Raw genomic sequence first — 16,526 nt, forward strand, 5'->3', positions numbered from 1 at the left:
GTCGTCCTGCGCGGTTGTTCCGAGGTTGTCCCGGGACGGGGGTGGGGCGGGATGGGCCGGACAGGGTAGCGTGCGTTACGCGCCACCGACGGTCGTTCTTGGCCACGCGCCGAGTCGCCATCCCTCAGAATGGGACGTACAAGGTGCGCCCGAGGCAGGATCGGGCGCGGACGTCGACGCGGCCCCATGGTCCGCTCCGTCCGTGTTCCCGCGTCCCGGCTGTGCGGCTGGCGCACTCGTCAGACGGCTGCGACGGCGTGGAAGAGAGAATCGATCCTGTGAGTGCTGCGATGCGAAGCCGTACCCCCGACCGCCTGTGCGCCGAGGCGGTCGAACTCGCGCGCGAGGCGGCCGCCGAGACCGCCAGCCCCGGCACGGTCGGCGCGCATGTGCGCGTCGTGGCCGACGCGGACCGCGTCGTCACGCACCTCTTCGAGTGCCAGGAGCCGGGCTATCGCGGCTGGCGCTGGGCGGTGACCGTCACCCGGGCCTCCCGCGCGAAGATCGTCACCGTCGACGAGACGGTGCTCCTGCCCGGACCGGACGCGCTGCTGGCGCCCGAGTGGGTGCCCTGGAGCGAGCGGCTGCGCCCCGGCGACCTGGGCCCGGGCGATCTGCTCCCCAGCGAGGCCGAGGACCTGCGGCTGGAGCCCGGCTACTCGGGCGAGGACACCCCGCTGCCGAACTCCGTCGTCTCGGAGGAGATGCAGCAGCTCGCGGCGGTGGAGGACGCCGATATGACGGCCGGCGCGCCCGCCGCGCAGGAGGCGGCGCCCGCGGTCGGCAGCATCGGGTCCCTCGCCGAGGAGCTGGGCATGCGGCGCGCCCGCGTGCTGTCCCGCTACGGGCTGCACGGCGCGGCGGACCGCTGGGACGACGCGTTCGGCGCGAGCACGCCGATGGCGCAGGCCGCCCCCGCGTCCTGCCTGACCTGCGGCTTCCTGGTGCCGATCGCGGGATCACTGCGGCAGGCGTTCGGAGTCTGCGCGAACGAGTTCAGCCCGGCGGACGGGCGGGTGGTCTCCCTGTCGTACGGCTGCGGGGCGCATTCCGAGGCCGCCGTCATGCCGAAGCCGCCGCGCCCGGCGCTGCCGGTGATCGACGAGACCGTCGTCGAGCCGCTGCCGCTGCGGGGGCCCGCGGAGCGGGCCGAGGGCTCGGTGGAGGCGGACACTCCGGCGGAGGAGCTCGGGCACTCCTGAGCGGATGTTTGCTCTGCTCCTGAGGTGTTCTTCCTGAGCTTTGTGGTGCGTGCGCCTGCTGTGCGCGCGTGGTGCGGGGGCGGGGCCTCCGGGGCTGTCACCCTGGACCGCATATTTACGGCGCCGGTGCCCGGAAGCGTGGTGTCACCCGGAACTTCGCGCCACAAATATGCGTAAGCGTCCAGGGCACCACCCCTGCACCCCAACCCCCTCCCGTCTCGTCGGCGGCTCCCCGCGGCGCAGGATGGTGAGGAGGGCGGCGCGAGATCGGGAGCGAGGTGGCGGTACGTTCGGCGAACAGCAGTGGGGAAGGCGGGCCGCGGGGGAACCCTGAGGCGCGGGTCGTGTTCCCCGTTCGGACCCAGACCAGGACCCCGGAGGCGACACGTGAGCAGCACGGCGATGGTGCGAGGCGCGACGGAGGACGCGGATCCGTTCGGGACCGCGCGGCTGCGGCGCGGCGTGCTGGACGCCTGGGCCGCGTCTCCCGCGAGGTTCCGGGAGGACGCCAACGCCGAGGAGGACCTGGCGCTGGGCGGCCACCGTGATCGCCTCGTGGTCGAGCTGGCGCAGAACGCCTCGGACGCCGCCGCCCGGGCCGGCGTGCCCGGCCGGCTGCGGCTGACCCTGCACCCGGCGCGGGACGGCGAGCCCGCCGTGCTGGCCGCGGCCAACACCGGGGCGCCGCTGGACGCGGCCGGCGTGGAGTCGCTGTCGACGCTGCGGGCGTCCGCGAAGCGCGACACCGCCGGGTGGGAGGACGCCGCGGTCGGCCGGTTCGGGGTCGGCTTCGCGGCGGTGCTCGCGGTCAGCGACGAGCCCGCGGTCGTGGGCCGCTCGGGCGGCGTGCGCTGGTCGCTGGCGGAGGCGCGGGAGCTGGCGCAGCGCGCGGCGGAGGCGAGCCCCGGCCTCGGGGACGAGCTGCGCCGCCGCGACGGGCACGTACCGCTGCTGCGCCTGCCGCTGCCCGCGGAGGGCACCGCGCCGGAGGGGTACGACACGGTGGTCGTGCTGCCGCTGCGCGACGGCGCCGCGCAGGACGTGGCGGAGCGGCTGCTGGGCGGTGTCGACGACGCGCTGCTGATCACCCTGCCGGGCCTGGCCGAGGTCGTGGTCGAGACGCCCGAGGGCGTACGGACGCTCCGGCGCCGTAAGGAGGGTCCGTACACGGTCGTCGAGGACAGCCGTGCGGGGGTCCGCAGGTGGCGGACCGAGGCCGCGGGCGGCCCGCTGGACGCCGCGCTGCTCGCCGACCGCCCGGTGGAGGAGCGGCTGCGGCCGGTGTGGTCGGTGACCTGGGCGGTGCCGGTGGACGCGGAGGGCGCCCCGGCGCGGCCGGACACGGCCCCGGTGGTGCACGCGCCGACGCCGACGGACGAGCCCCTGGGCGTGCCCGCGCTGCTCATCGCCTCCTTCCCGCTGGAGCCCACCCGCCGCCACACCGCCCCGGGGCCGCTGACGGACTTCCTGGTGGAGCGGGCGGCCGAGGCGTACGCGGCGCTGCTGCGCGACTGGCACCCGGTGGGGGTCGGGACGATCGACCTGGTGCCCGGCCCGCTGGGCCGGGGGGAGCTGGACGGCGAGCTGCGCCGGCGGATCCTGGAGCTGCTGCCGCGCGTGCCGTTCCTGCCCAGCGCCGCCGCCCCGGCGGGCGGCGAAGAGGCTGGCGCCGGGGCTGTCGGGACGGAGACGGGCTGGCTGGGCTCGCCGGACGCGCTGGGCCCGGACGCCGCGCAGGGCGGTCCGGGGAACCCGGGCGCCGAGCCGTGGGACGACGACATCCTGGTCGGCGGCTCCGACAGCGAGCCGTACGCCCTGCGGCCCCGGGACGCCGAGATCCTGGAGGGCGCGGGCGCCGAGACGGTCGGGGTGCTGGCCGAGCTGTTCCCCACGCTGCTGCCCGCCGGTCTCGAACGGCGGCAGGAGCTGCGGGTCCTGGGCGTGGCGCGGGTGCCGCTCGGCGAGGTGATCGACCGGCTCGCGGGCGTCGAGCGCGCCCCCGCGTGGTGGCGGCGGCTGTACGACTCGCTGGGCGGCACCGACCCGGACCGGCTCAGCGGGCTGCCGGTGCCGCTGGCCGACGGGCGTACGACCATCGGGCCCCGGCAGGTGCTGCTGCCGCTGCCGGGCGAGGGCGAGGAGCCGGGCGACGACCGGCACCGCACGCTGGCGCGTCTTGGCCTGAAGGTCGCCCACCCGGACGCCGCCCACCCGCTGCTGGAGAAGCTCGGCGCGACCCCCGCGACCCCGCGCGCCGTGCTGACCACCCCTCAGGTGCGGGCCGCCGTCGCCCACTCGCTGGACGCGGAGGACGAGTACGACCCCTTCGCGGAGGACGAGGGCGCGCCCGCCGCCGCGCTCGGCCCCGACACGCTCGCCGAGACGGTCCTCGGCCTCGTCCAGCAGGCCCGGCTGGCGCCCGGCGACGAGCCGTGGCTGGCCGCGCTGGCGCTGCCCGACGAGGACGGCGAGCCGGCCCCGGCCGGGGAGCTGGTCTTCCCCGGGAGCGCCTTCGAGCAGGTGATGCGGGAGGGCGAGCTGGCCGCGTGCGACGCCGAGCTCGCCGAGCGCTGGGGCGAGGAGACGCTGGCGGCGGTCGGCGTGCTGGCCGGCTTCACGCTGGTGCGCGCCACCGATGTGGTCCTGGACCCGGACGAGCTGGAGCCGAGGGAAGGGGACTTCGCCGAGCCCGACGACGTGGGCCTGCTGGACGCGGTCGACGTGTGGTGCGAGGACGTCCTGGACCGGCTGCCCGAGACCCCGGTGCCGCCGGTGGCCACCGAGATCGTCGCCGTGCGGGACCTGGACCTGGTCGACGACGACGCCTGGCCCAGGGCGCTGGCGATGCTGGCGCAGCCGCCGCTGCGCGACTCGCTCACCGCGCCGGTGCGGGTGCTGCTGCCCAACGGCACGACGGAGATCGTGCGCTCGTACACCGCCTGGTGGCTGCGCGGCCACCCGGTGCTGGACGGGCGCCGGCCGGCCGGGCTGCGCGCGGCCGGGGGCGACCCGCTGCTGGTCGGCCTGTACGAGCCGGTGGACGCGGCCGGGTTCGAGGACGAGCAGGTGCTGCGGGCGCTGGGCGTACGGACCTCGGTCGCCGCGCTGCTCGACGAGCCGGGCGGGGCGGCGGAGCTGCTGGCCAGGCTGGCCGACGAGGACCGCCCGGTGACGCCCGCCCAGCTGCACGCCATCTACGGGCTCCTGGCCGACCTGGACCCCGAGCAGGTGACCCTGCCGGACGAGCTGCGCGCCGTGGCCGACGACGAGACGCGCGTGGTCGACGCGGGGGAGGTGCTGGTCGCGGACGCGCCGGACCTGATGCCGCTGGCCGAGGCGGAGGGGCGGGCGCTGCTGCCGGTGCGGCCCGCGCGGGCGGCGGACGTGGCGGAGCTGTTCCAGGTGCGGCGGCTCAGCGAGGCGTACCCGGCCCCGGTCGTCTCCGAGGGCGAGCCGCACGAGGTCCCGGCGGCGGTGCGCGAACTGCTGCCGGGCGCCCCGCTGTCGTACGTCGAGCACGAGGAGCTGCTGGTAGAGGGCGGCACCGAACTGGACTGGCGGTACACCGATGACACCCTGCACGCCTCGACGCTGGAGGGCGTGGCAGCGGGCCTGGCCTGGGCGGCGGGACAGTGGGCGCGCCGCTTCGAGGTCGCGGCCCTCCTCGAGGACCTGACCCGCACCGAGGAACTGGCCCGCGCCCGCTGGTTCGACTGACGCCCTAGGGGGCGCCGCCGACGAGACGGGAGGGGGTGGGGGTGCAGGGGTGGTGCCCTGGACGCTTACGCATATTTGTGGCGCCAAGTTCCGGGCAAGGTCTCGCTTCCGGGCACCGGCGCCGTAAATATGCGGTCCAGGGTGACAGCCCCGGAGGCCCCGCCCCCGGCACCACCCACGCACCCCACGCGCACCCCCCACCGGACCGGCGCGGTCCAGGGTGACAGCCCCGGAGGCCCCGCCCCCGCACCCCGCACCCACACCAGGCGCACCCCCCACGAACAGTGGGCCTACCCCTTGCGCCCGACCCCCGCGTAGATCCACAGATCCGTCGACTCCGCCTCGGCCCGCTCCCGCTCGCTCCCGGGCCTCCAGCGGTGCGGCATGACCACGCCCGGCTCGACGAGCTCCAGCCCGTCGAAGAAGGCCGTGACCCCCTCCAGGGTGCGCCCCTGCACATGGATGCCGCTCGCGCGGTACAGCTCGGTGACCGCGTCGGAGAGGCCGGGGCGGGGGTCGATCGCGCCGTGGGAGAGGACGAGGTAGCTGCCCGGCGCCAGCGGGGCGAGCAGCCGCTCGACGATCTCGTAGGGCTTCCGGTCGTCGCCGATGAAGTGCATGAGCGCGTTGAGGGACAGCGCGACCGGCTGGTCCAGATCCAGCGTGGCGTGCAGCTCGTCGGCGGCGAGGATGGCCTCGGGGGCGGTGACGTCGGCGTGGAGGTAGGCGGTGCGCCCCTCGCGGCTGGAGAGCATCAGCGCCTGGGCGTGGGCCAGGACGATGGGGTCGTTGTCGGCGTAGACGACCCGGGAGTCGGGGGCCGCCTGCTGCGCCACCTGGTGCAGATTGGGCTCGGTGGGGATGCCGGTGCCGATGTCCAGGAACTGGCGGATGCCCGCCTCGGTGGCCAGCCAGCGGGTGGCGCGGTGCATGAAAGACCGGTTGGCGCGGGTCCACGGTATGACGTCGGGCCAGACGGCCTCGACCTGTTCGGCGGCCCGGGCATCGACGGAGTAGTGGGTCTTCCCGCCGAGGAAGTAGTCGTACAAACGGGCCGAGTGCGGCTTGCTCGTGTCGATTTGGTCCGCTCGAAAACCATGACCGGTCATGAAGCCCACATTACCGGCCAGTTGGCATACGAAGGTGAGCAATCGTCGCACCAGTAGAGAACCGTGGCGGCACTGAAACCTGCGTCACCGACAGCGAGGCCGGTTCCCCCGGGCTCAGGACTCGCGGGAGCGGCGGATGGCCGCCTCCCGGGCGCGGACGTACCAGATGCCGATCAGTCCGAGGCCGCCGCCGGCCAGGCAGGTCCACAGCCACCACGCATGGCCGTGGTCGGCGTACCAGCTGTAGAAGGGCAGCTGGACCAGGAAGAGGACGAACCACACGATCGTGCCGCCGGTGATGGTGGCGACGACATTGCCCTCAAGGGGGGCCGGGGCCTCGTGTTTGGGGGTCCACTTCGTCATGGGCACAGCTTACGGGCCGGGTGCGGGGGCGGCGGGAGCGCGGTCCCTCCACCCGGCCCGGTCGCTTGTCGTCACCGAACGTCACCGATCGTCCGGGATTGGCGTTTTTGCACTTCATGTATTCATACTGAATCGGTCCGGGTCTGGCTGGAATGTCTTGTCTGATCATCCAAAATGGCCCGTTGGTTGTCTTCACGCACCTTTGAGGTACCTCATGACCCCCTCGGCCACCGCGCCGGCCGACGCCACGCAGCAGCAGGCTCCGGCACCCCCCAAGAGCGGCCTGGACAGGTTTTTCCGGATCAGTGAGCGGGGGTCCTCCATCTCGCGGGAGGTCCGCGGCGGTCTGGCGACCTTCTTCGCGATGGCGTACATCCTCGTGCTGAACCCGATCATCCTCGGGGCCGGCGAGGACAAGTATCACCATCATCTGGACAACGCCCAGCTCGTCACCGCCACCGCCCTGATGGCCGGCCTGACCACCCTGCTCATGGGGGTCATCGGCAACGTCCCGATCGCGCTCGCCGCCGGGCTCGGCATCAACGCCGTGGTCTCGCTTCAGCTCGCGCCCAAGATGAGCTGGCCGGACGCCATGGGCATGGTGGTCCTCGCGGGCCTGGTGCTGATGCTGCTGGTCGCCTCAGGGCTGCGGCAGCGGGTGATGGACGCGATCCCGGGCGGGTTGCGCCGGGCGATCGCGATCGGCATCGGGCTGTTCATCGCCCTGATCGGTCTGGTCGACTCGGGCTTCGTCACCCGTAACCCGGACAAGGCCGACACCACCGTGCCCATGGCCCTGGGCGTTGCGGGCAGGCTGCACGGCTGGCCGGTGCTGGTCTTCGTGCTCGGGCTCGCGCTCACCTTCGTGCTGGTCGTCCGCAAGACGCGGGGCGCGATCCTGATCGGCATGGCGACCATGACGGTGGTCGCGGTGGTGATCAACGCGGTGGCGAACATCCCGGACCTGAGCTGGGGGCTGACCGTCCCCAATGTGCCGGACAAGGTGGTCGCCACCCCGGACTTCGGCCTGATCGGTCACATCAGCCTGTTCGGTGGCTTCCATGAGGTGGGCATCCTCACCGGCTGTCTGTTCGTCTTCACCGTGCTGCTGTCCGGCTTCTTCGACGCCATGGGCACGATCATCGGCGTCGGCGAGGAGGCCGGGCTCACGGACAAGCGGGGCCAGCTGCCGGGGATGGGCCGGATCCTGATGGTGGACGGTGTGGCGGTCGCGGGCGGCGGCTTCGGCTCGGCCTCGGCGAACACCTGCTTCGTGGAGTCCACGGCGGGGGTCGGAGAGGGCGCCCGCACCGGCTTCGCCAACGTGGTGACCGGCGGGCTCTTCCTGCTCGCGCTGATCTTCACCCCGCTGGCCAAGGTCGTCCCGTCGCAGGCCGCGACCCCGGCGCTGGTCGTCGTGGGCTTCCTGATCATGGCCGCGAACGTCAAGGAGATCGACTGGAGCGACTTCACGATCGCGGTCCCGGCGTTCCTGACCATGGTGTCGATGCCGTTCACCTACAGCATCACCAACGGGATCGGTCTCGGCGTGCTGTCGTATCTGCTGCTGCGGATCGCGACCAAGCGGACGCGGGAGGTGCCGTGGCTGCTGAGCGTGGTCGGGCTGTGCTTCCTCGTCTACTTCCTGCTGGACCCGATCCAGCAGGTGATCGGAACCGGCTGAGGCCGGAACGCGGGCCGGGCCGGGGAGCCGGCCGCGCGGCCGGGGTCAGGTGGTCCGGCCGTAGAAGCGCTCCGTCTCGTCGACGGAGGTCTTGAAGCGTTCGTCGAAGTCCTCGCGAATGAGCGTCCGGATGACATAGTCCTGGACGCTCATTCCGCGTTTTGCGGCATGCTCCCGGATCCGGTCCAGCAGCTCACCGTCCATCCGTAGGCTGAGCACTTTCGATCCCATACGGGTCAGAGTCCCCGTGACATAGGTCTCGCCGCGTCACTTTCCGGAGTGGACTCACTCGTATGGGTGAAAATGCAATAGAGCCGTAACGCGGGTTTTCATTAGACGAGGTAATGAGTTATGCTAAAGACCATGCCGGATCTGTCCCATGATGGCGATGCGGACACAGCCGCGGTGAACTCGCTGCGATCCGCCGTGATGCGACTGTCCCGTCGGCTCAAGCACCAGCGCGTCGACGAGTCGCTCAGCCCTACCGAGATGTCGGTGCTGGGCATTCTGGCCCAGTGCGGCTCCGCCACCCCAGGTGAGCTGGCCCGCAAGGAGCATGTCCAGCCGCCCTCGATGACCCGCATCGTGGCGCTGCTCGAGGCCAAGGGACTGGTCAGGCTGGAGCCGCACCCCGAGGACCGGCGGCAGAAAGTCGTCTCGCCGACCGAGCGGGCAGAGGCCATGCTCGAAGAGAGCCGCCGCAGGCGGAACGCATGGCTGGCCGAGCTGGTCGGCGGGTTGAGCGAGGAGGAGTGGGCCGCGCTGCGTGCCGCCGCGCCGGTCCTGGAGAAGCTCGCGCACATGTGAGAGAAGACGAGCCCGCCTAGGAGGCGAACGCACTTTGAGTACGGGACCCGGAGCAGATTCCGCACCCGCACCCGATATCGACCCCGCGACCGACCCCACTGGTGACGCCGCAGCCGGGCGCACCAGGGGCGGGACCTTCAGTTCCTTGAAGGTCCGCAACTACCGGCTGTTCGCCACCGGTGCCGTGATATCCAACACGGGCACCTGGATGTCGCGTATCGCCCAGGACTGGCTCGTCCTCAGCCTCACCGGCTCATCGACCGCCGTCGGTATCACCACCGCGCTCCAGTTCCTCCCGATGCTGCTCTTCGGCCTGTACGGCGGCGTCATCGCCGACCGCTACCCCAAGCGGCGGCTGCTGATCCTCACCCAGGCCGCCCTCGGGCTGTGCGGGCTCGCGCTCGCCGCGCTCACGCTCAGCGGCCAGGTGCAGGTCTGGCACGTCTATCTGATCGCGTTCATGCTCGGCGTGGTCACCGTCGTCGACAACCCCACGCGCCAGGCGTTCGTGGTCGAGATGGTCGGCCCGAAGGACCTGCGCAACGCGGTCAGCCTGAACTCCGCGAACTTCCAGTCCGCCCGGCTGGTGGGCCCCGCGGTTGCCGGTGTGCTGATCACCGCCGTCGGCAGCGGCTGGGCCTTCCTGCTCAACGGGCTGTCGTTCGGCGCCCCGCTCATCGGCCTGCTGATGATGCGCCCCGGCGAGCTGCACAAGGTCGAGCGCGCGCCGCGCGGCAAGGGCCAGCTGCGCGAGGGGCTGCGCTATGTCGCCGGGCGCCCGGACCTGATCTGGCCCATCGTGCTGGTCGGCTTCATCGGCACCTTCGGCTTCAACTTCCCGATCTGGCTCAGCGCCTTCGCCGACGACGTCTTCGACGCGGGACCGGGCACCTACGGCCTGCTCAACTCGCTGATAGCGGTCGGCTCGGTGACCGGCGCGCTGCTCGCCGCCCGGCGGACCACGACGCGGCAGCGGGTGCTGGTCGGCGCGGCGCTGATGTTCGGCCTGCTGGAGGTCGCGGCGGCGCTGTCCCCGGCCTTCTGGCTCTTCGCGGCGCTCATGGTGCCGATCGGGATCTTCTCGCTGACCTTCAATGTGACGGCGAACTCCAGCGTCCAGCTGGCCACCGACCCCGCGATGCGCGGGAGAGTGATGAGCCTGTTCATGATGGTCTTCGTCGGCGGCACCCCGGTCGGCGGCCCGCTGGTGGGCTGGGTGACCGACACCTACGGCCCGCGGGTCGGCTTCGCGGCGGGCGGGCTGGTCTCCGCGGCGGCCGCGGTGGTGGTCGGCCTGGTCCTCGTACGGGTGGGCGGACTGCGGGTGAAGGTCAATCTGCGGCCGGGGCGCCCGCACATCGCCTTCGTGCCGCGCACGCCGGAGAGCCAGGAGGCGTCGCTGCCCGCGGCGGTCTGACCCCGGCCGCGCCGGGCGGGCCGGGCGGTTGCTGCGCGAGACTGGGCGGGTGAGACTCTTCGCCGCTGTGCTGCCCCCCGAGGCGGCCGTCGCCGAGCTCGCCGCCCGGGTCGCCGCGCTGCGTGGGCTCCCGGGCGCGGACGGGCTGCGCTGGACCGAGCGCGCGGGCTGGCACTTCACCCTCGCCTTCTTCGGCCAGGTCGACGAGGGCGTGCTGCCCGAGCTGCACGAGCGGCTGGGGCGGGCGGCCCACCGCCACCCGCCCCACGAGGTCCGGCTCGCGGGCGGCGGCCGCTTCTCCGACAAGGTGGTGTGGGCCGGCGTCGAGGGCGACCGGGCGACCCTGGGCCATCTGGCCGACTCCGCCGAGGCCGGGGCCCGGCGGGCCGGCCTCCACATGGACCGGCACCGCCCCTACCACCCTCACCTGACGCTCGCGCGCTGCCGCGGCGGCGCGGACCTGCGGCCGTATGTGGCGGGGCTCGAGGACTTCGAGGGCAGCGCCTGGACGGTGACCGAGCTCAGTCTGGTGCGCAGCCATCCGCCGACGCCCGGGGTCGCGGGCGCGCACCCCCGCTACGAGGTGGTGGCCGCCTGGCCGCTGGAGCGCTGAGCGGTCCCGTTACCCTCGAGGCGTGGACCCGAAGACCAGGAACCTGATCATGAGCGGTGCGCTCGTGCTGATACTCGTCGTCGTCGCCGTGGCGGCCGCGTTCGGCTGAGCCGTGCCGCTGGCCGCCACGGCGTGGCGGCGGGCGCTACCAGGCGAACGCCTCGGGCGAGGGGCCCGTACCCGGGAAGATCTCGTCCAGCGCGGTCAGCAGCTCCTCGCTGAGCGTCAGCTCGCTCGCGCGGACCGCGGAGGTGAGCTGCTCGGCGGTGCGCGGGCCGACGATCGGGCCGGTCACCCCGGGCCGGGTCAGCAGCCACGCCAGGGCCACTTCGCCGGGCTCCAGACCGTGCTTGTCGAGCAGGTCCTCGTACCGCTGGACCTTGTCCCGCACCGCGGCGTCCTTCAGCACGTCGGCGCTGCGCCCGGACGTGGAGCGCGCACCGCCGCCCTCGCGCTCCTTGCGGAGGGCGCCGCCCAGCAGCCCGCCGTGCAGCGGCGACCAGGGGATCACCCCGAGGCCGTACTCCTGCGCGGCCGGGATGACCTCCATCTCGGCGCGCCGCTCGAACAGGTTGTACAGGCACTGCTCGCTGACCAGCCCCAGCGAGCCACGGCGGCGCGCGGTCTCGTTGGCCTGGGCGATGTGCCAGCCGGCGTGGTTGGAGGAGCCGGCGTAGAGGACCTTGCCCTGCTGCACCAGGACGTCGATGGCCTGCCAGATCTCGTCCCAGGGCGTCGAGCGGTCGACGTGGTGGAACTGGTACAGGTCGATGTGGTCGGTGCCCAGCCGCTTGAGGCTGGCGTCGACGGCGCGGCGGATGTTGAGCGCGGAGAGCTTGTCGTCGTTGGGCCAGGGCTCGCCTTCGGCGCCCATGTTGCCGTAGACCTTGGTGGCCAGCACGGTCTTCTCGCGCCGCCCGCCGCCCAGCGCGAACCAGCTGCCGATGATCTCCTCGGTGCGGCCCTTGTTCTCGCCCCATCCGTAGACGTTGGCGGTGTCGAAGAAGTTGACGCCCGCGTCGAGTGCCGCGTCCATGATCGCGTGGCTGTCGGCCTCGTCGGTCTGCGGGCCGAAGTTCATGGTGCCGAGGACCAGCCGGCTGACCTTGAGTCCCGTACGTCCGAGCTGCGTGTACTCCATGAACACCTAGCCAAGCCGTTCGAGTGCGCTCGAATCAAGGGCCCGCCGGGTCAGCTCAGGGCCAGTTCACTTCACCTTCGGTGACGGACACCGGCGCGAAGGTGTCCTCCTCGTAGAAGCGCAGATGGCACTGGAAGCGGAGGGAGTCCACGGCCCGCTCGTGCAGCCAGACCAGGAGTTCGCCCAGCCTGTCGAACTCGTCGGGGTGGAACTCCTGGCGGGACGTCAGGGCCCAGCCGCCGTGGTTCCCGGGCTCCAGGGCCGACAGGAGTACGCCGCCGGCGCGGTGGGCGGGGCCCTTGGCGGCGAGGACGGGGTACGGCTCGTAGACCGTCAGCCAGTTGCCCTGCTCGTCCTCTTCCGGCCTGCCGTCGTCGCCGATCAGCGGCTCGGCGTAGCCGGTCACGAGGGACAGGGGGGCGGCGGGCTGGGGGGCGAGGCCCAGGTGCCAGCGGAGTTCGGATATCTCGGCGTCCGAGAGGGTGCCGGGGAGGTCCACCGACAGGATCAGGTCATAGATATCGGCCACGCGGAGATCCTAGCGCCGGGCGATTCCGGAAGGTGGTGCGGAAAATCCGAATGCCCGCATTCTCGGCCGGGGTGCGGCCGAAAAGCGGGCTCTCGGATGCTTCGCCGAATTCTTTTTCTTATCGGCTGTTGCGGGACTTCATGAAGCCGAGGACGCCGAAGGCGATGGTCAGCGCCGCGCCGATCAGCACCATGTACAGGCCGGGGCCCGCGCTGATGTCGAGCTGCTTCACGAGCTGCTCGGCGGCCTTGTCGGCCTGGTCCGCGGCCACTCCTTCGTCCTCCGCCTTCGCGGCGACCAGACGCGCCGGGTCCGCGATGTTGAGCACGGCGAAGACCGCGGTGACCAGGGACAGGACCGCGCCGCCCAGGTAGAGCTGAGCCTTCTTGGCGACGAGGGCGCCGATCAGGGCAAGCGCGGCGACGATGGAGACGATCAGCGTGATCACACCGTCGCCGTCCATGCCCTTGATGCCGCCGTCGGCGCCATCGACGCCGGAGACCACCCAGTTCACCAGGGAGCCGGCCAGGGCGATGACCGCGCCGACGATCCCGAAGATCGCGAACTTCTTGGGCGGCGCGGAGTCCGCCGGAATGCCCCCGGGAGCGGGAGCGGTTTGCGGGTAAGAGGAACCACCGTAATTGCTCATGAGGCAAGACCGTAGGGCGGTCTTATTCTTCGATGCAACGCCGTGGTCCGCTTTGCCGCCATTCGACCGATAAATTTCCGAAAATTAATCTCTGGATCAGCGCAACTAATCCAGAGATTATGAATTTGTGTGTTGAGCCGGTGTGGAGTGCTCGCTCATTCGTTATCTGCCCGTTCTCGACGAAGTCAATCAGACAGGTGTAGCAGCCCGGTGACCCACCCCTGGCCGACTGCCGCCCCTCGGGTCCGCGTCCGGATGGCAGGCTTGGCCCCATGCGTTCGCTTCCGTCCGTCCTCGGCGCCGCCGCGCTGGCGGTTCTGCCCGCCGCCGCCCCGGCCGCCGCCGACGACCACACGTCGCCGTCCTCGTTCACGATCGAGGACTCCCGGATCACCGAGTCCAGCGGCTTGGCGGCCAGCCGCCTTCACCCGGGCGTCTACTGGACGCACAACGACAGCGACGACGGCCCGTACGTCTACGCCGTCGACAGCAGGACCGGGCGCACGGTCGCGACCGTCACCATGCGCGGCATCGGCAGCCCGCGCGATGTGGAGGCCATCTCGATCGGGCCGGACGGCGCCGTCTACGTCGCCGACATCGGCGACAACCTGGGCGGCACCTGGCCGCATGTGTGGATCTACCGCTTCCCCGAGCCGAAGAAGCTCGGCGACACCACGGTCACGGCGACCCAGTTCACGGTGAAGTACGAGGACGGCCCGCGCAACGCCGAGGCGATGATGGTCGATCCCAAGACCGGCCGGGCCTACATCGCGAGCAAGAGCCAGGACAACGGCGGCCTGTACGCCGGGCCCGAGAAGCTGTCCGCCTCGGGGGTCAATATCTTCCGGCGGGTCGCCGACATCGACATGGAGGTGACGGACGGGGCCTTCGCCCCGGACGCCAGCAGACTCGTGCTCCGCGGCTATTTCAACGTCGCCGAATACCGCTGGCGCGGCGGAAAGCCGGCGAAGCTCGACAAGGAGCCGGATCTGCCGTTGCAGCGGCAGGGCGAGTCGGTCACCTTCACCACCGACGGCGGCACGCTGATGTACGGCACGGAGGGCCCGGGCAGCAAGGTCACGGCGGTGAAGCTGAGCGGGGAACTGCTGCCGGACGCGACGGCGAAGGAGCAGAAGAGGAACGGGGGCGGGGAATCCGCGGCGGGCGGTGAGGCGTCGGAGAAGGAGAAGGACGGCAATCTGTTCAAGGCGGCGCTGACGTTCGCCGCCGCCGCGGCCCTGTTCTTCGGCCTGCGCTCGCTCTTCCGCCGGCGGCGCTGAGGGGCTCCGGAGTCACTGCCCGGGGTTACTGTTCGGCGGCGTCGCCGGCGCGGGTCTCGATGAACGCGCCGATGCCGTCCAGCAGGCTCTTCAGGCCGAATTCGCGGACGTCCGTGTCCGGCTCCTTGAAGGCGTCCTCGTCGAGCGCCGCCTGCATCGGGAACCGGCCGCTGGCGAGCGCCTTCTCCATCGCGGGCCCGTGCGCCTTCCAGAACTCCTCGTCGCTGATGCCCGTGCGCTTCTCGGCCATCGTCGAGTTCAGATGGGTGCGGGCGACGCCGGTGGCGAACCCGTCGACGGTCACGATGACATGGACCCGCTCGCGGTCGGTGAGGCCGAGGCCGTCGAGGCCGCGCAGCGCGAACTCCAGCCCCGTCATGGCGTTCGGCCCGAGGACGGGGCGCGCCTGGTCGACCTGGAGCAGCCAGGGGTGGCGCTCGTACAGCTGCCAGGCGCCGCGCGCCACCATCTCCAGCGTCTCCCGCCAGCCCAGCGCCAGGTCGTGGGCGGTGGGGTCGAAGGACTGGACCTGATCCAGCATCAGGTCCAGCAGCTCGGCCTTGCCGGGGATGTACCGGTACAGCGACATGGTGCCGGTGCCCAGGTCGGCCGACAGCCGCCGCATGGAGACCGCGGCGAGCCCTTCCGCGTCGGCGATGGCGATGGCGGCCGTCACGATCCGCTCCAGGGTCAGCCCGGGTTTGGGGCCGCGGCTGGGCCGCTCGCCGGTGCCCCACAGGAGCTCGAGGCTGCGGGAGATGTCTCCGCTGCCGCTGTGTTCGGTGGTCGTCATCGCGTGCTCATCCTAACGCCACGACCAAAAACTGAGTACGGTGTACCCGCTATTGGGTACGCTGTACCCAGTGACCTGATGGGCGCCGAACGACCTGGGGGTTTCTTGTGGACACGGCGCGATGGGCGGTCCTCACCGAAGGACTGTGCAAGCGATACGGACAAAAGTGCGCGCTCGACGGCTTCGACCTGGCCGTCGGCCGCGGCACCGTCCAGGGGCTGCTCGGCCCCAACGGCGCGGGCAAGACGACGGCGGTGCGGATCCTGTCCACGCTGGCCCGGCCGAGCGGCGGCCGGGCGACCGTCGCCGGATTCGATGTGACGGAGCAGCCCCGCCAGGTGCGCCGCCGGATCGGGCTGACCGGCCAGTACCCGGCGCTGGCCGACATGTTGAGCGGGCGGCAGAACCTGGTGATGTTCGGCCGCCTCTTCCACCTGGACAAGGCGCGGGCCGCCCGGCGGGCCGACGAGCTGCTGAGCGCGTTCGGGCTGACCGAGGCCGCCGACACGGTCTCCAAGGAGTACAGCGGCGGCATGCGGCGCCGGCTCGACCTGGCCGCGAGCATGATCCTCGCCCCGCAGGTGCTGTTCCTCGACGAGCCGACGACCGGGCTCGACCCGCGCGGCCGCAACGAGGTGTGGGAGGCGGTCCGCTCGCTGGTCGCGGGAGGCACGACCGTGCTGCTGACCACGCAGTACCTGGACGAGGCCGATCAGCTCGCGGACCGCGTCGCCGTGATCGACCGCGGGCGGAAGATCGCCGACGACACGCCCGCCGAGCTCAAGCGGGCGATCGGCGGGGACCGGATCGAGGTCGTGGTGCGGGAGACCGCGGACCTGCCGGCCGCCGTCGAGGCCGTGGCGCGGGTTATGGATCGGGCCGCGGGTGGGGATGGGGGTCCGGGCGAGCGGCCCGCCGAGCCGCGGGCCGACCGGGAGGACCGCCGGGTGACGGCCCCGGTGCGCGACCGGGTCACGGCGCTGACCGAGGTCGCGCGGGCGCTCCAGGAGCGGGGCGTGGCCGTCGAGGACATCGGGCTGCGCCGCCCGACCCTGGACGAGGTCTTCCTGCGGCTGACCGGACACCGCACGGACGAGCCGAACGCTGACAAGAGGGTGGAGGTGGCGGCATGAGCGTGTCCCGGCGCGCCGCGCGGGCTGGACTGAGGAGCCGCGCAGTGACGGAGGAGCGAGCAGTGACGAGGGAAGCCTGCGTGTTGGAG

At 72.1% G+C, this 16,526-nt stretch carries 15 protein-coding genes; 8 read left to right on the forward strand and 7 right to left on the reverse strand.

All coding sequences use genetic code 11. The annotated features are described in order from the left end of the window. Positions 1–278: 278 nt before the first annotated feature. Complete coding sequence (locus ABTY62_RS17435; RefSeq protein ID WP_352130288.1) at positions 279–1,202, forward strand: DUF3027 domain-containing protein; 924 nt, start codon at positions 279–281, stop codon at positions 1,200–1,202. A gap of 402 nt (positions 1,203–1,604) precedes the next feature. After that, positions 1,605–4,919 (forward strand): sacsin N-terminal ATP-binding-like domain-containing protein, encoded by a 3,315-nt coding sequence (locus ABTY62_RS17440; RefSeq protein WP_352130522.1) that lies wholly within the window; start codon positions 1,605–1,607, stop codon positions 4,917–4,919. A gap of 290 nt (positions 4,920–5,209) precedes the next feature. On the opposite strand, the gene ABTY62_RS17445 is transcribed toward ABTY62_RS17440, so the two are convergent. Further along, positions 5,210–6,028, reverse strand: coding sequence for an SAM-dependent methyltransferase (locus ABTY62_RS17445; RefSeq protein WP_352130289.1), 819 nt, complete (start codon positions 6,026–6,028; stop codon positions 5,210–5,212). 114 nt (positions 6,029–6,142) lie between these two features. Next, positions 6,143–6,391, reverse strand: coding sequence for a DUF2530 domain-containing protein (locus tag ABTY62_RS17450; protein ID WP_352130290.1), 249 nt, complete (start codon positions 6,389–6,391; stop codon positions 6,143–6,145). A gap of 214 nt (positions 6,392–6,605) precedes the next feature. Here ABTY62_RS17450 and ABTY62_RS17455 point away from each other — a divergent pair, with 214 nt between their 5' ends. Next, positions 6,606–8,075: an NCS2 family permease gene (locus ABTY62_RS17455; RefSeq protein ID WP_352130291.1), complete on the forward strand. Its 1,470-nt coding sequence runs from the start codon at positions 6,606–6,608 to the stop codon at positions 8,073–8,075. A 45-nt stretch (positions 8,076–8,120) separates the two neighbouring features. On the opposite strand, the gene ABTY62_RS17460 is transcribed toward ABTY62_RS17455, so the two are convergent. Further along, positions 8,121–8,306, reverse strand: coding sequence for a ribbon-helix-helix protein, CopG family (locus ABTY62_RS17460; protein ID WP_352130292.1), 186 nt, complete (start codon positions 8,304–8,306; stop codon positions 8,121–8,123). Between the two features lie 132 nt (positions 8,307–8,438). On the opposite strand from ABTY62_RS17460, the gene ABTY62_RS17465 reads away from it, so the two are divergent. The 3 genes from ABTY62_RS17465 to thpR are packed head-to-tail and all read left to right on the forward strand — an operon-like array spanning position 8,439 to position 10,912. After that, the gene (locus tag ABTY62_RS17465) at positions 8,439–8,882 is read left to right on the forward strand and encodes a MarR family winged helix-turn-helix transcriptional regulator (protein WP_311724436.1); all 444 of its coding nucleotides are present in this window, start codon (positions 8,439–8,441) and stop codon (positions 8,880–8,882) included. 34 nt (positions 8,883–8,916) lie between these two features. Further along, on the forward strand, positions 8,917–10,299 hold the full coding sequence (locus ABTY62_RS17470; protein ID WP_352130293.1) for an MFS transporter: 1,383 nt from the start codon (positions 8,917–8,919) through the stop codon (positions 10,297–10,299). 49 nt (positions 10,300–10,348) lie between these two features. Then, positions 10,349–10,912, forward strand: a complete 564-nt coding sequence (gene thpR, locus ABTY62_RS17475) for an RNA 2',3'-cyclic phosphodiesterase (RefSeq protein ID WP_352130294.1) — start codon at positions 10,349–10,351, stop codon at positions 10,910–10,912. Between the two features lie 145 nt (positions 10,913–11,057). Here the strand turns inward: thpR and ABTY62_RS17480 are convergent, their stop codons facing one another. The 3 genes from ABTY62_RS17480 to ABTY62_RS17490 form a co-directional block, all read right to left on the reverse strand. Beyond that, entirely contained in the window at positions 11,058–12,053 is a 996-nt protein-coding gene (locus ABTY62_RS17480) for an aldo/keto reductase (protein ID WP_352130295.1), read from the reverse strand. A gap of 55 nt (positions 12,054–12,108) precedes the next feature. Next, positions 12,109–12,582, reverse strand: a complete 474-nt coding sequence (locus ABTY62_RS17485) for a hypothetical protein (protein WP_352130296.1) — start codon at positions 12,580–12,582, stop codon at positions 12,109–12,111. A gap of 118 nt (positions 12,583–12,700) precedes the next feature. Continuing rightward, the gene (locus tag ABTY62_RS17490; RefSeq protein WP_352130297.1) at positions 12,701–13,231 is read right to left on the reverse strand and encodes a hypothetical protein; all 531 of its coding nucleotides are present in this window, start codon (positions 13,229–13,231) and stop codon (positions 12,701–12,703) included. Between the two features lie 272 nt (positions 13,232–13,503). Between ABTY62_RS17490 and ABTY62_RS17495 the strand changes: the two genes are divergently transcribed. Further along, positions 13,504–14,511, forward strand: a complete 1,008-nt coding sequence (locus ABTY62_RS17495; RefSeq protein ID WP_352130298.1) for a hypothetical protein — start codon at positions 13,504–13,506, stop codon at positions 14,509–14,511. A 25-nt stretch (positions 14,512–14,536) separates the two neighbouring features. Here the strand turns inward: ABTY62_RS17495 and ABTY62_RS17500 are convergent, their stop codons facing one another. Beyond that, positions 14,537–15,304 (reverse strand): TetR/AcrR family transcriptional regulator, encoded by a 768-nt coding sequence (locus ABTY62_RS17500; RefSeq protein ID WP_352130299.1) that lies wholly within the window; start codon positions 15,302–15,304, stop codon positions 14,537–14,539. A gap of 107 nt (positions 15,305–15,411) precedes the next feature. On the opposite strand from ABTY62_RS17500, the gene ABTY62_RS17505 reads away from it, so the two are divergent. Continuing rightward, on the forward strand, positions 15,412–16,437 hold the full coding sequence (locus ABTY62_RS17505; RefSeq protein ID WP_352130300.1) for an ATP-binding cassette domain-containing protein: 1,026 nt from the start codon (positions 15,412–15,414) through the stop codon (positions 16,435–16,437). Positions 16,438–16,526 lie beyond the last annotated feature (89 nt).

The organism is Streptomyces sp. NPDC097640 (genome assembly GCF_040302705.1).
Classification (GTDB): Bacteria; Actinomycetota; Actinomycetes; order Streptomycetales; family Streptomycetaceae; genus Streptomyces.

Bases quoted from the DNA above. Each gene is read 5' to 3' on its own strand.
- ABTY62_RS17465 (WP_311724436.1), top strand. From the start codon at position 8,439: ATGCCGGATCTGTCCCATGATGGCGATGCGGACACAGCCGCGGTGAAC.
- ABTY62_RS17440 (WP_352130522.1), top strand. From the start codon at position 1,605: ATGGTGCGAGGCGCGACGGAGGACGCGGATCCGTTCGGGACCGCGCGG.
- ABTY62_RS17450 (WP_352130290.1), bottom strand. From the start codon at position 6,391: ATGACGAAGTGGACCCCCAAACACGAGGCCCCGGCCCCCCTTGAGGGC.
- ABTY62_RS17460 (WP_352130292.1), bottom strand. From the start codon at position 8,306: ATGGGATCGAAAGTGCTCAGCCTACGGATGGACGGTGAGCTGCTGGAC.
- ABTY62_RS17490 (WP_352130297.1), bottom strand. From the start codon at position 13,231: ATGAGCAATTACGGTGGTTCCTCTTACCCGCAAACCGCTCCCGCTCCC.
- ABTY62_RS17445 (WP_352130289.1), bottom strand. From the start codon at position 6,028: ATGACCGGTCATGGTTTTCGAGCGGACCAAATCGACACGAGCAAGCCG.
- ABTY62_RS17500 (WP_352130299.1), bottom strand. From the start codon at position 15,304: ATGACGACCACCGAACACAGCGGCAGCGGAGACATCTCCCGCAGCCTC.
- ABTY62_RS17455 (WP_352130291.1), top strand. From the start codon at position 6,606: ATGACCCCCTCGGCCACCGCGCCGGCCGACGCCACGCAGCAGCAGGCT.
- ABTY62_RS17480 (WP_352130295.1), bottom strand. From the start codon at position 12,053: ATGGAGTACACGCAGCTCGGACGTACGGGACTCAAGGTCAGCCGGCTG.
- ABTY62_RS17495 (WP_352130298.1), top strand. From the start codon at position 13,504: ATGCGTTCGCTTCCGTCCGTCCTCGGCGCCGCCGCGCTGGCGGTTCTG.